Here is a 12,428-nt window from a genome sequence, read left to right on the forward strand (position 1 = left end):
AGCGAAAAACTGAGGGACACATGGGACTCACCATCGGCGTCGACATCGGCGGCACGAAGATCGCGGCCGGCGTGGTCGACGAAGAGGGCTCGATCCTTGAGACGTGCACGGTGCCGACCCCGCAGGCCACCGACGCGCTGACCGAGGCGATCGCGGACGCGGTCCGCCAGGTGGGCGCCGGCCACCGCATCGAGGCCGTCGGCATCGGCGCCGCCGGCTACGTCGACGAGAAGCGGGCCACGGTCCTGTTCGCACCGAACATCGACTGGCGCCACGAGCCGCTCAAGGACAAGGTCGAACAGCGCGTCGGCCTGCCCGTCGTCGTCGAGAACGACGCCAACGCCGCGGCCTGGGGCGAGTACAAGTTCGGCGCGGGCCAGGGCCACAGCGACGTCATCTGCATCACGCTCGGCACGGGCCTGGGCGGCGGCATCATCATCGGCAACAAGCTGCGCCGCGGCCGCTTCGGCGTCGCCGCCGAGTTCGGCCACATCAGGGTCGTGCCCGACGGCCTGCTGTGCGGCTGCGGCAGCCAGGGCTGCTGGGAGCAGTACGCCTCCGGCCGCGCCCTGCTGCGCTACGCCCGCCAGCGCGCCTTCGCCACCCCCGAGAACGCCCAGATCCTGCTGTCGCTCGGCGACGGCACCTCCGAGGGCATCGAGGGCCGGCACGTCAGCGAGGCGGCCCGCCAGGGCGACCCGGTGGCCATCGACTCCTTCCGCGAGCTGGCCCGCTGGGCCGGCGCCGGCCTGGCCGACCTCGCCTCGCTCTTCGACCCCTCCGCCTTCATCGTCGGCGGCGGCGTCTCCGACGAGGGCGAGCTGGTCCTCGAACCGATCCGCAAGTCCTTCCGCCGCTGGCTGGTCGGCAACCAGTACCGGCCGCACGCCCAGGTGCTCGCCGCGCAGCTCGGCGGCAAGGCCGGACTGGTCGGCGCGGCCGACCTGGCGCGCCAGGGCTGAGGCGGATGGTGGCTGAGCACCCGGGACTCCCCGCGTCCGGCACCGAGGACGGCGCGGCGCTGGTCCGTGTGCTCAGCTACAACATCCGCTCGATGCGCGACGACCGGGCGGCGTTGGCCAGGGTCATCCGGGCCTGCGCCCCCGATCTCGTGCTGATCCAGGAGGCGCCGCGGTTCTTCCGCTGGCGCAAGGCCGCCGAGCGGCTGGCCCGCTCGGCGGGGCTGGTCCATGTCACCGGCGGCGGTACGACCGCGGGCCCGATGATCCTCGCCACCCTCCGCGCCCATGTGGAGCGCACGGAGGACGTCCTGCTGCCCCGCACCCCCGGGCTGCATCAACGTGGCTTCGCCACCGCCGTGGTCCGCATCGGCCGCGCCCGGCTCGGCGTCCTCAGCTGCCATCTCAGCCTCGCCGACCGGGAGCGGTACGAGCAGGCCGGGCTGCTGCTGGAGCGGGTGGCGGGCCTCGGCGTGCCGCACGCGGTCGCCGGGGGCGATCTCAACGACCGGCCGGAGGGCCGGAGCTTCCGGCGGGTGGCGGGCACGCTCACCGACGGCTGGGCGGCCAAGCCGTGGGGCGGGGAGTTCACCTCCACGCCCCGTGAGCCGCGGCAGCGCATCGACGCCGTGTTCACCAGCGACGGCGTCGAGGTGCTCGGCTGCGGAGTGCCCCGCGACCTGCCCGGTCTACGGGACGCGGACCTGCTGGCCGCCTCCGACCACCTGCCCGTACTCGCGGCCCTGCGGGTACCGGCCGACGACCAGGGGACGCCTGTCCGCTCTCCCCGCGCGTAGGGGAGGGGCCCCTGGTGCGCACCCACTCGGTGCGCACCACCCGATGCACACCGGGTTCACACCACCGCGCCGCCGCCCGGCAGATGGTCGTCGTCCTCGTCGTCGTTCTTCATCCGCGCCACGAGCGTGGCGAAGCCACCCAGGAACCCGCCGATGCCCAGGACCGTGATCCACCAGGTCACGGGCTGCTGGAAGATCACCATGGCGACCAGGAGCAGCGGGCCGCCGAGGACGGCGAGCCAGGCGAACTTGGTGGTGGTGTCGGCCTTCGGAAGCGGAGGCGGCTCGGGCGGGGTGAAGTGGCCCTCGTCGGTCTCGTCGAAGTCGTCGTCGGACGGTTCGGCGCCGGACCAGTCGCGCGGGCCGACGCCCGGGGCGAAGACGACGAAGCTGCCGGGGCGCGGGGCTCCGCCCTCACCGGCGCCCTTGCCCGTGGTCCCGTCCGCGCGCGGCGGCTCGTCCGGAGAGTCCTTGGCGTCCTGGGGGCCCAGGCCCTCCTTGGCGTCCTTGGGGCCCGGGCCGTCCTCGGCGTCTTCGGAGCCGCGGGCATCCGCGGTGCGCGGGGCGTCCTTGGTGTCGCCGTCCGCCTCGGGGAACGACGGCTGCTCGCCGTAGCCCGCCACGATCTCGGCCCAGGCGGCCTCTTCGTCCAGCGGATCCCGGGGGTCGCGGGGGCTACGCTCCGCCACGGGCCGCCGTCCCCTCCTGCGCCGTGTCCGCCGCGTCCGCCCGCGCCTCGGGGGCGAGCCGGGAGATGAAGGCGAAGGTCTCCTCGCAGATCTGCTCCGCGTCGTGGTCGAGCGTGGCGACGTGGTAGCTGCGCTCCAGCAGCGTCTGGCGGACGTCCGTGGACGAGACCCGGGCGAGGATCCGCTCGGAGTCCACCGGAGGTACGACATGGTCCTGCGGGCTGGTCATCACCAGCAACGGCTGGGTGACGCCCGGGAGTTCGGAGTCCACCTGCTGGAAGAACAGGCGCAGCGAGTGCGCCGCGTGCAGCGGCACCCGGTCGTAGCCGACCTCCTCGACGCCGGGCTTGGCGATGTCGCTCGCGATGCCCTTGGTCGTCTGCACGACGTGGCGCAGCACCGGCAGCAGCGGCCCGGCCGCGTCGTGCACCTTGTTGCCGGGGTTGACCACGGCCACCCCGCTGATCGCGGCGCCGTGCTTGGCGGCCAGCCGCAGCGCCAGCGCGCCGCCCATCGACAGGCCGCAGACGAAGACCTTGGCGCAGCGCTCGGTCAGCGCGCGCAGCTCGCGGTCGACCTCGGCGTACCAGTCCTGCCAGGTCGTGATCTGCAGGTCCTGCCACCGGGTGCCGTGACCGGGCAGCAGCGGAAGGGAGACGGTCAGCCCCTGGTCGGCCAGATATTCGGCCCAGGGGCGGACGGACTGGGGGGAGCCGGTGAAGCCGTGGCACACAAGGACGCCGACCTCTCCGCCGTCACGGCGGAACGGCTCGGCTCCGGGAAGGAACGGCACCGGGGGACTCCGATCGATGAGAGGGCCTGGCGAGTTACCTCAGGGTACGCAAAGTGACCGCGAGCGGGTAGGTCCGACGGCGCTCGCGGGCGGGTGAGGGGCCCGTACGCGGGCGTGCACCTGCCGTCGCGCACCTTCGCCGCCCCGTCGGGGCCAGCGTGTCACCGAGGCAGGTTAAGGTCTTTGCGTCACACACAGGAGGCAGTCGGTTGATCTACGGCGCAATGAAGTTTTCCATCGGCGGGTCGCTGAAGCTTGCCTTCAGGCCCTGGGTGGAAGGCATCGAGAACATTCCCGCCGAGGGTCCGGCGATCCTCGCGAGCAACCACCTGTCCTTCTCGGACTCCTTCTTCCTGCCCGCGGTGCTCGACCGCAAGGTCACCTTCATCGCGAAGTCCGAGTACTTCACCTCGCCCGGTGTGAAGGGCAAGCTGACCGCGGCGTTCTTCAAGGGCGTGGGCCAGCTGCCGGTCGACCGGTCGGGAGGCCGGGGCGCGGGCGAGGCGGCCATCAAGAGCGGCATCGAGGTGCTGGAGCGCGGTGAGCTGTTCGGCATCTACCCGGAGGGCACCCGCTCCCCGGACGGCCGGCTCTACCGCGGCAAGCCGGGCGGCCTGGCCCGTGTGGCGCTGGCCACCGGCGCGCCGGTCATCCCCGTGGCGATGATCGACACCGAGAAGGTGCAGCCTCCGGGCAAGGTCGTGCCGAAGATGATCCGGCCGGGCATCCGCATCGGCAAGCCGCTGGACTTCACCCGCTATCAGGGCATGGAGGGCGACCGCTTCATCCTGCGGTCGGTCACCGACGAGGTCATGTACGAGATCATGAAGCTGTCGGGCCAGGAGTACGTCGACATCTACGCGACCGCCGCCAAGCGGCAGATCGCGGAGGCGGCCAAGGCCGCGGAGGCGAAGAAGAAGGCCGAGGCGGAGCAGGCCAAGAAGGCCGCCGCCGAATAGGCCGAAGTGACGGGCAGGGCCGAGGCCGGGCGCGGGCGCGTCCGGCGAGGGGTTGGGGGCCGGCAGTGACGGACGCGGGCATACGGACGGTGAGCGGCGGGATGACCGCCAGGCGCCACGGCAAGCAGCCCAAGGTGGTGCGGATGTCCGTCGAGCTCCCGCTGTGGCGCGCGCTCACCGGCTACCGCATCCTCACCCTCGTCTACACCGCGTGCCTGGTCGCGCTCTCGTACCGCAAGTACGAGCATCCGCTGGTCGCCGTCGCCTACATGGGCGCGCTCACCGTCTGGATGGCGCTGACCTGGCGGCGTACCACCTCCCCCGAGCGCTGCACCCGGCACTTCCTGATCGCCGACCTCGGCTTCGCGGTCGGCGGGATCCTGCTCACCCTGCTGGTCGACAGCCGCGCCCGGATCATGGACGGCGCGCCGACGCTGCCGTCCATCTGGGCGGCGGGCGCGGTCCTGGGCTTCGCGATCAAGGGCGGCTGGCGCTGGGCCGCGGTGGCCTCCAGCGCGGTGGCGGTCGCCAATCTGGTCGTGCGGCAGGAACTGGCCCGCGACACCATCCACAACGTGGTGCTGGTGTGGGTGGCCAGCGTCGCGATCGGCTATGTCGTCGAGGTGGCGCGCGCCAGTGAGCGCACGCTGGCCCGCGCGCTGCAGATCGAGGCCGCGACCCGCGAACGGGAGCGGCTGGCCCGTGACATCCACGACAGTGTGCTGCAGGTGCTGGCGATGGTGCAGCGGCGCGGCGCCGCGATCGGCGGGGACGCGGCGGAGCTGGGCCGGATGGCGGGCGAACAGGAGGTCGCGCTGCGGACCCTGGTCGCCGGCGGGCTGGTGCCGTCGGCGCGGCCGGGCACCGCGCAGTCGGCGCCCCACGAGGCCGACGGGGACGGCGAGGCGCGGTCCGAGCCGTACGAGGAGCGTGCGGCGGGCCGGGCGGCGGCCTCCGGGAGCGTGCCGTCACCGGCCGCCGGCGAGCCCTGCGACGTCCGGGCGCTGCTGGCGCCGCACGCCGGCGCCGGTGTCACGTTCTCCGAACCGGGCGCCCCGGTCAGCCTGCCGGCCGCCGCGGCGGCGGAGCTCGCGGCCGCTGTCAGTGCCGCGTTGGACAATGTGCGGGTGCATGCGGGGGCCGACGCCCACGCATGGATCCTGGTGGAGGACGAACCGCACGCGGTGATCGTGACGGTCCGCGACGACGGCCCCGGCATCCCCGAGGGCCGGCTCGCGGACGCCGAGCGCGAGGGCCGGCTGGGGGTGGCCCTGTCGATCCGCGGCCGGCTGCGGGATCTGGGCGGCGGCGCGGAGTGGGTCTCGGTCCCCGGCCAGGGCACGGAAGTGGAGTTGACGGTCCCCAAGGGCGCGGCGCCCGAGGGCAGAAGACGGGGGAAGGCGACGGCGTGAGTGAACAGACGGGCCTGCGGGTCATGGTGGTCGACGACCACCCGATGTGGCGCGATGCGGTCGCGCGGGATCTGTCGGAGGCCGGCTTCGACGTGGTGGCGACGGCCGGCGACGGCCTCCAGGCGGTGCGCAGGGCGCAGGCCGCCTCGCCCGAGGTGCTGGTCCTGGACCTCAATCTGCCGGGGCTGCCCGGCGTGCGGGTGTGCAAGGAACTGGTCGGCGCCAATCCGGCGCTGCGGGTCCTGGTGCTGTCCGCCAGCGGTGAGCACGCCGATGTGCTGGAGGCGGTCAAGTCCGGCGCGACGGGCTATCTGCTGAAGTCGGCGAGCACGGAGGAGCTGTTGGACGCGGTGCGGCGCACGGCCGCCGGCGACGCGGTGTTCACACCGGGCCTGGCGGGCCTGGTGCTCGGCGAGTACCGCAGGCTGGCGACGGAGCCCGCCCCGGCGACGCCGGACGAGCCGGGCGCCCCGCAGTTGACCGAGCGCGAGACCGAGGTGCTGCGCCTGGTGGCCAAGGGGCTGTCCTACAAGCAGATCGCCGAGCGGCTGGTCATCTCCCACCGCACGGTGCAGAACCACGTTCAGAACACCCTCGGCAAGCTCCAGTTGCACAACCGCGTGGAGCTGGTGCGCTACGCGATAGAGCGCGGCCTCGACGAGGCGTGAGCGGGCGGAGCGCGGATCCCCGGTCGCGGGCCGGGCGACCTGCGGGGTTTCCGGGGGAGTTTGCGGTGCCTGCGCCGGCTTCCCGGGCCGGGGCCGGGCCGTGCCCCGGAGCGGTCCGCTCGTACGGGTGAACACCGCGCATCAACTCCCCGGTAAATCACCGGAATCACCGTTTGTCCCATCCCAGAGTGACCCAGATCACCATTAGCGTGACCGGCGTCGGATCGGCCATGGCCGTGCGCGGCCACTGAAACGGGATGTAGGTGATTGCAGCGATGCGGGTCGGAGTACTGACCGGTGGCGGCGACTGCCCGGGTCTGAACGCGGTGATCAGGGGCATCGTCCGCAAGGGCACCCAGGAGTACGGATATGACTTCGTCGGCTTCCGGGACGGCTGGCGCGGGCCTCTCGAAGGCGACACGCTGCCGCTGGACATCCCGGCGGTACGCGGCATTCTGCCCCGGGGAGGCACGATCCTCGGCTCCTCGCGGACCAACCCCTTCCAGCAGGACGAGGGCGTCCGCCGGATCAAGGACAACCTCGCCAAGCACGAGATCGAGGCGCTGATCGCGATCGGCGGCGAGGACACCCTCGGCGTCGCGGCGCGGCTCTCCGGCGAACACGCGATCCCCTGTGTCGGCGTCCCCAAGACCATCGACAACGACCTGTCGGCGACGGACTACACCTTCGGCTTCGACACCGCCGTCGGCGTCGCCACCGAAGCCATCGACCGGTTGCACACCACCGCCGAATCCCATATGCGTGTCCTGGTCGTCGAGGTGATGGGCCGGCACGCCGGCTGGATCGCGCTGCACTCCGGCCTGGCCGGCGGGGCGAACGTCATCCTCATTCCCGAGCAGCGCTTCGACATCGAGCAGGTCTGCCGGTGGATCGACTCCCGTTTCAAGGTGCGCTACGCCCCGATCGTGGTGGTCGCCGAGGGTGCCATGCCCAAGGACGGCCAGATGGTGCTCAAGGACGACTCCACCGACTCCTTCGGGCACGTCCGGCTGTCGGGCGTGGGGGAGTGGCTGGCCAAGGAGATCGAGGCGCGTACGGGCAAGGAGGCCCGTACGACGGTGCTCGGGCACACCCAGCGCGGCGGTACCCCCAGCGCCTTCGACCGCTGGCTGGCCACCCGCTTCGGGCTGCACGCCATCGACGCGGTGCGCGACGGCGACTTCGGCAAGATGGTCGCGCTGCGCGGCACGGACATCGTCCGGGTGCCGATCGCGGAGGCGACCGCGAAGCTCAAGACGGTCGATCCGGCGCTCTATGCCGAGGTCGGTGTGTTCTTCGGCTGAGGCCGGACGCCCCCGGTCGGCTGCCCTCGGTGCCCCCGTGCGTGCTCCGGGGGCACCGCCGGGCGATGGGTCGTATATTCGCTTACGCGGCATATGCGCCGATGTGCGGCCCGTCGCCCCTCGGCGGGGCCGCCCACCGGCGGTGGCACTGAACCGGCGGGACAACCGGGAGAGCTCGTGGAGATCCTCGCCTTCGGCGTACAGGTGGATGAGCGTCCGTTCCTGGAGCGGGCCTTCGCCGGCCACCACCAGATCCGCAGCCTGGACGTCTCCCTCAACCGCGACACCGCCCCCATCGCGCACGGCTACGAGATCGTCACCACCCACGTCAACGCCGATCTGAGCGCCGACGTCCTGCAGACCCTCGCGGCCGGCGGGACCAAGATGGTCGCCCAGCGTTCCACGGGCTTCAACAACATCGATCTCCAGGCCGCGGCCGACCTCGGCATGAGCGTCGGCCGGGTCTCGGCCTACTCGCCGTACTCGGTCGCGGAATTCGCCTGGGCCCTCGCGCTGGCCGTCGACCGGCGGCTGATCCGGGCCGGCCACCGCACCCGCAACTTCGACTTCCGGCTGGACGGCCTGATGGGCCGCGATCTGCGCGGCCGCACGGCGGGCGTGCTCGGCACCGGCAGGATCGGCGAGGCGTTCACCCGGATCGCCCATGGCTTCGGGATGAACCTGCTGGGCTGGGACATCGCCGAGAATCCGCGCTGTGTCGAGCTGGGCATGAAGTACGTCGCATCGGAGCGGCTGTTCGCCGAGGCCGACCTGATCACCCTGCACCTCCCGCTGGTGCCGGCCACCCGGCACTTCGTCGACGACGCCGCGCTGGCCGCCATGAAGGACGACGCGATCCTGATCAACTCCAGCCGCGGCGGGCTCGTCGACACCGCCGCCCTCGTCGACACGCTCAAGGCGGGCCGGCTCACCGGCGTCGGCCTGGACGTCTACGAGGAGGAGGCCGGGGTCTTCTCCTTCGACAAGTCCCTGGAAGTCATCGACGACGACACCCTCGCCCGCCTGATGACCTTCGGGAACGTCCTGGTCACCGCGCACCAGGCGTACTTCACCGAGGAGGCGGTCGGTCAGATCATCGAGGCCACCGTGGCCAACGTCGAGGACTATCTGACCGGCCGCACCAACGAGAACATGCTGGTCACACGAGGACAGCTGCCAGCAGCTGCGCGGTGACCGCGGCGCCGTCCAGTGTCAGCACCGACTCGGGGTGGAACTGCACCCCCGCGAAGCCCGGCCCGCGCAGCGCATGCACCTCGCCGGTCTCCGCGTCCCGGCTCAACTCCACGCGGTGCATGGCAAGTTCGGCCTCCGTGCGGTCGTCGCAGCGGGCCGTGAAGGTGTTGTAGAAGCCGACCGTCTCCTGGCGCCCGAAGAAGTCGATCCGCTCCTGTGCGCCCTGGTAGGGCACCTCCTTGCGGACGATGTCCAACCCCAGCTCCGCGGCGAGCAGTTCATGCCCCAGGCACACGCCCAGCAGGCCGTGGCGGTGCCCGGCGACCAGCTCGGCGGTCAGGGAGCGCAGAAAGCGCATCTTGGGGTCGGCGGCGTCGGACGGATCGCCCGGCCCGGGGCCCAGCACGATGGGGCCCCGGTGCGCGCGGGCCGCCTCGCGCAGCCCCGGCTCGTCGAAGCGGCGCACCGTCACGGTCAGCCCCGAGGTGCGCAGCAGATGCGCGAGCATCGCGGTGAAGGTGTCCTCCGCGTCGACGACCAGGGCGTGCCCGCTGAGCTCGGCGGTCGGCGCGGTGGTCTGCATCCGCAGCCAGAAGGGCGCGAGGTCGGCGCGGCGGGCGTCCAGCGCGGCCCGCACCCGCGGGTCGTCGGCCAGCCGTGGTGCCGGGCCCCCGGCGGCCGGGCGCGCCGGTGCCGCGCGGACCCCCAGCGCGGTGAGCACGCCCGCCGCCTTGGCGTGGGTCTCGGCGACCTCGCCGTACGGGTCGGAGGCGCGCACCAGCGTCGCACCGACCGGCACCCGCAGCCGGCCTTCGGCGTCGATGTCGGCGGTACGGATCAGGATCGGCGAGTCCAGCGTCTGCGCGCCCCCGGCGTCCCGGCCGAGCAGCGCCAGCGCGCCCGCGTAGTAGCCGCGGCCGCGCCCGTCCGGCCCCACCGGTTCGTGCCGCTCGATGACCCGGCAGGCGTTCTGCACCGGCGACCCGGTGACCGTCGCCGCGAACATCGTCTCCTTGAGCACCTCGCGCACATCGAGGGTGGAGCGGCCGCGCAGCTCGTACTCGGTGTGCGCGAGGTGCGCCATCTCCTTGAGGCGGGGCCCGATCACCACCCCGCCCCGGTCGCCGACGGTGCACATCATCTTCAGCTCCTCGTCCACCACCATCGACAGTTCCTCGACCTCCTTGCGGTCGCCGAGGAACGCCAGCAGGCTCTCGGGGGTGGGGCCGGCGGCCGGGTAGCGGTAGGTGCCGCTGATCGGATTCATCACGACCGTGCCCCCGCTCATCCGGACGTGCACCTCGGGGCTGGCGCCGACCAGGGTGCGCACGCCGGGGCGGTGCACGACGTACGTCCAGTACGCGCCGCGCTCGCCGGCCAGCAGCCGCCGGAACAGCGCCAGCGCGTCGGCGGCCGAGAAGTCCGCGAGGGTGCCCTCGAACGTGCGGCGGATGACGAAGTTCGCCCCCTCGCCGGTGCCGATCTCGTCCCGCACCACCCGCTCGACGATCTCGGCGTAGGCGTCGTCGTCCACGTCGAACGCCCCGTCCGTCACCCGCACGTCGTGCCCCGGCAGCGCCGCCAGCACCTCCTCCAGGGGCAGCTCGTGGCTCTCGTGGGGGCGCAGCACCGCCAGCGGGGTGCCGTCGTCGTGGGCCCGGAAGCCGCGCTCGCGGATCTGCCGGAACGGGATCAGCGCCAGCGCGTCGATGACCGGCTCCTGGGACGCCGTCTCAGCCAGTGGGATGTCGGCCAGCCGCGCGACCTCGGTCAGCTCGCCGATCAGCACCTCGACGGTGGGCAAGGTCGCCTCCCGGCCGGGGGACCGTCGGCGCAGCAGGGTGAACGGCGGGCAGGCGGGGTCGAGCAGCCGCTGGACGAGCGCGGCGGCGTCGCCGCGGGCGGGGCGGGGTGCGCGGTGCATGGCGGGTTCCTTCCGGAAAGGGCCGGGAAGAGCCGCGAGAGGGAAGGGCCGCCGAAAACGCCGAAGGCCGCCCTCGGGCGGCCTTCGCGAAGTCTGGGAGGTGTGCGCGAATCAGTGGGCCGCCGGATGAGCGGTCCACCACCAGTCCTGGTTCATGAACGGTCGCGTGTACACGGGGGGCACCCTACCGGACCGTCCGAGTGCGGTGCGTCTCAAAGTCCGGATGGCGGACGGACAGCTCTTCGGGACCCCGTAATGTGGGGCATGTGACCGTGAACGCTGAAACCCACGCCGGTGGCAACACCTGGCGAGACCTGCCCGCGGCGCAGCAGCCTGACTGGCCGGACCAAGAGGCTCTGCGCGATGTGATCGCGGAGCTCGAGTCCTATCCGCCGCTCGTCTTCGCGGGCGAGTGCGACCAGCTGCGCGAGCGCCTGGGAGCGGTCGCCCGTGGTGAGGCGTTCCTGCTTCAGGGCGGCGACTGTGCGGAGGCCTTCGACGCCGTATCCGCCGAGCACATCCGTAACAAGCTCAAGACGCTCCTGCAGATGGGCGCCGTCCTGACCTACGCCGGGTCCGTCCCGGTGGTCAAGGTCGGCCGGATCGCCGGCCAGTACAGCAAGCCGCGCTCCAAGCCCACCGAGACCCGCGACGGGGTGACTCTGCCGACGTACCGCGGCGACTCCGTCAACGGCTTCGAGTTCACCCCCGAGGCCCGCATTCCGGACCCCCAGCGGCTGAAGCGGATGTACAACGCCTCCGCGGCGACCCTCAACCTCGTGCGCGCCTTCACCACCGGCGGCTACGCCGACCTGCGGCAGGTGCACGCCTGGAACCAGGACTTCGTGAAGTCCTCGCCCTCCGGGCAGCGCTACGAGGCGCTGGCCCGCGAGATCGACCGTGCGCTGAACTTCATGAACGCCTGTGGGGTGGACCCGGAGGAGTTCAAGACGGTGGAGTTCTTCTCCTCGCACGAGGCGCTGGTCCTCGACTACGAGTCGGCGCTGACCCGCGTCGACTCGCGCACCGGCAACCTCTACGACGTCTCCGGCCACATGGTCTGGATCGGCGAGCGCACCCGTCAGCTGGACGGTGCGCACATCGAGTTCGCCTCGCGCATCCGCAACCCGATCGGCGTCAAGCTCGGCCCGACGACCACGCCGCAGGAGGCGCTCACGCTGATCGAGCGCGTCGACCCGGAGCGTGAGCCGGGCCGGCTGACCTTCATCACCCGCATGGGAGCGGACAAGGTCCGCGACAAGCTCCCCGAGCTGGTCGAGAAGGTCACCGCCTCCGGTGCGCAGGTCGCCTGGATCTGCGACCCGATGCACGGCAACACCTTCGAGGCGGCCTCCGGTCACAAGACCCGGCGCTTCGACGACGTGCTGGACGAGGTCAAGGGCTTCTTCGAGGTCCACAAGAGCCTCGGCACGCACCCGGGCGGCATCCACGTCGAGCTGACCGGCGACGACGTCACCGAGTGCGTGGGCGGCGGCGACGAGATCTTCGTCGACGATCTGCACCAGCGCTACGAGACCGCCTGCGACCCGCGGCTCAACCGCAGCCAGTCGCTGGACCTGGCGTTCCTGGTGGCGGAGATGTACCGCGATCAGTAAGCGGTGAATTGCACGGCAGTGGGGGGGGGGGGGGGGGGGGGGGGGGGGGGGGGGGGGGGGGGGGGGGGGGGGGGGGGGGGGGGGGGGGGGGGGGGGGGGGGGGGGGGGGGGGG

11 protein-coding genes are annotated in these 12,428 nt (G+C 72.4%); 8 read left to right on the forward strand and 3 right to left on the reverse strand.

Translation table 11 applies throughout. The annotated features are described in order from the left end of the window. The first annotated feature begins 20 nt into the window (after positions 1–20). Together ACZ5XZ_RS37550 and ACZ5XZ_RS37555 are read left to right on the forward strand one after the other, a co-directional pair. A complete protein-coding gene (locus tag ACZ5XZ_RS37550) occupies positions 21–962 on the forward strand; it encodes an ROK family glucokinase (protein ID WP_468986706.1) in 942 nt (313 codons plus the stop codon). Positions 963–967: 5 nt separating this feature from the next. Beyond that, positions 968–1,756 carry an endonuclease/exonuclease/phosphatase family protein gene (locus ACZ5XZ_RS37555; protein ID WP_468986708.1) on the forward strand — a complete coding sequence of 263 codons (789 nt, stop codon included), beginning with the start codon at positions 968–970 and terminating at the stop codon, positions 1,754–1,756. A gap of 56 nt (positions 1,757–1,812) precedes the next feature. Here the strand turns inward: ACZ5XZ_RS37555 and ACZ5XZ_RS37560 are convergent, their stop codons facing one another. Both ACZ5XZ_RS37560 and ACZ5XZ_RS37565 read right to left on the reverse strand, forming a co-directional pair. Continuing rightward, entirely contained in the window at positions 1,813–2,445 is a 633-nt protein-coding gene (locus ACZ5XZ_RS37560) for a hypothetical protein (RefSeq protein WP_468986711.1), read from the reverse strand. Next, the gene (locus tag ACZ5XZ_RS37565) at positions 2,432–3,238 is read right to left on the reverse strand and encodes an alpha/beta hydrolase (protein ID WP_468986713.1); all 807 of its coding nucleotides are present in this window, start codon (positions 3,236–3,238) and stop codon (positions 2,432–2,434) included. The genes ACZ5XZ_RS37560 and ACZ5XZ_RS37565 overlap by 14 nt, the downstream gene beginning before the upstream one ends. 224 nt (positions 3,239–3,462) lie before the next feature. Between ACZ5XZ_RS37565 and ACZ5XZ_RS37570 the strand changes: the two genes are divergently transcribed. From ACZ5XZ_RS37570 to ACZ5XZ_RS37590, 5 genes are all read left to right on the forward strand, one after another. Beyond that, positions 3,463–4,197 carry a lysophospholipid acyltransferase family protein gene (locus ACZ5XZ_RS37570; protein WP_393494267.1) on the forward strand — a complete coding sequence of 245 codons (735 nt, stop codon included), beginning with the start codon at positions 3,463–3,465 and terminating at the stop codon, positions 4,195–4,197. A gap of 101 nt (positions 4,198–4,298) precedes the next feature. Beyond that, complete coding sequence (macS, locus tag ACZ5XZ_RS37575; RefSeq protein WP_468986716.1) at positions 4,299–5,609, forward strand: MacS family sensor histidine kinase; 1,311 nt, start codon at positions 4,299–4,301, stop codon at positions 5,607–5,609. Beyond that, positions 5,606–6,277, forward strand: coding sequence for a response regulator (locus ACZ5XZ_RS37580; protein WP_384441155.1), 672 nt, complete (start codon positions 5,606–5,608; stop codon positions 6,275–6,277). The genes macS and ACZ5XZ_RS37580 overlap by 4 nt, the downstream gene beginning before the upstream one ends. Positions 6,278–6,552: 275 nt before the next feature. Next, a complete protein-coding gene (locus tag ACZ5XZ_RS37585) occupies positions 6,553–7,581 on the forward strand; it encodes a 6-phosphofructokinase (RefSeq protein WP_468986718.1) in 1,029 nt (342 codons plus the stop codon). Between the two features lie 177 nt (positions 7,582–7,758). Continuing rightward, complete coding sequence (locus ACZ5XZ_RS37590; protein WP_468986719.1) at positions 7,759–8,775, forward strand: 2-hydroxyacid dehydrogenase; 1,017 nt, start codon at positions 7,759–7,761, stop codon at positions 8,773–8,775. On the opposite strand, the gene ACZ5XZ_RS37595 is transcribed toward ACZ5XZ_RS37590, so the two are convergent. Further along, positions 8,741–10,699 carry an anthranilate synthase family protein gene (locus ACZ5XZ_RS37595; RefSeq protein WP_468986722.1) on the reverse strand — a complete coding sequence of 653 codons (1,959 nt, stop codon included), beginning with the start codon at positions 10,697–10,699 and terminating at the stop codon, positions 8,741–8,743. The genes ACZ5XZ_RS37590 and ACZ5XZ_RS37595 overlap by 35 nt on opposite strands. Positions 10,700–10,965: 266 nt before the next feature. On the opposite strand from ACZ5XZ_RS37595, the gene ACZ5XZ_RS37600 reads away from it, so the two are divergent. Next, a complete protein-coding gene (locus tag ACZ5XZ_RS37600; protein WP_468986724.1) occupies positions 10,966–12,315 on the forward strand; it encodes a class II 3-deoxy-7-phosphoheptulonate synthase in 1,350 nt (449 codons plus the stop codon). Positions 12,316–12,428 lie beyond the last annotated feature (113 nt).

The sequence above is a fragment of the Streptomyces sp. NPDC033270 genome (assembly GCF_055576575.1).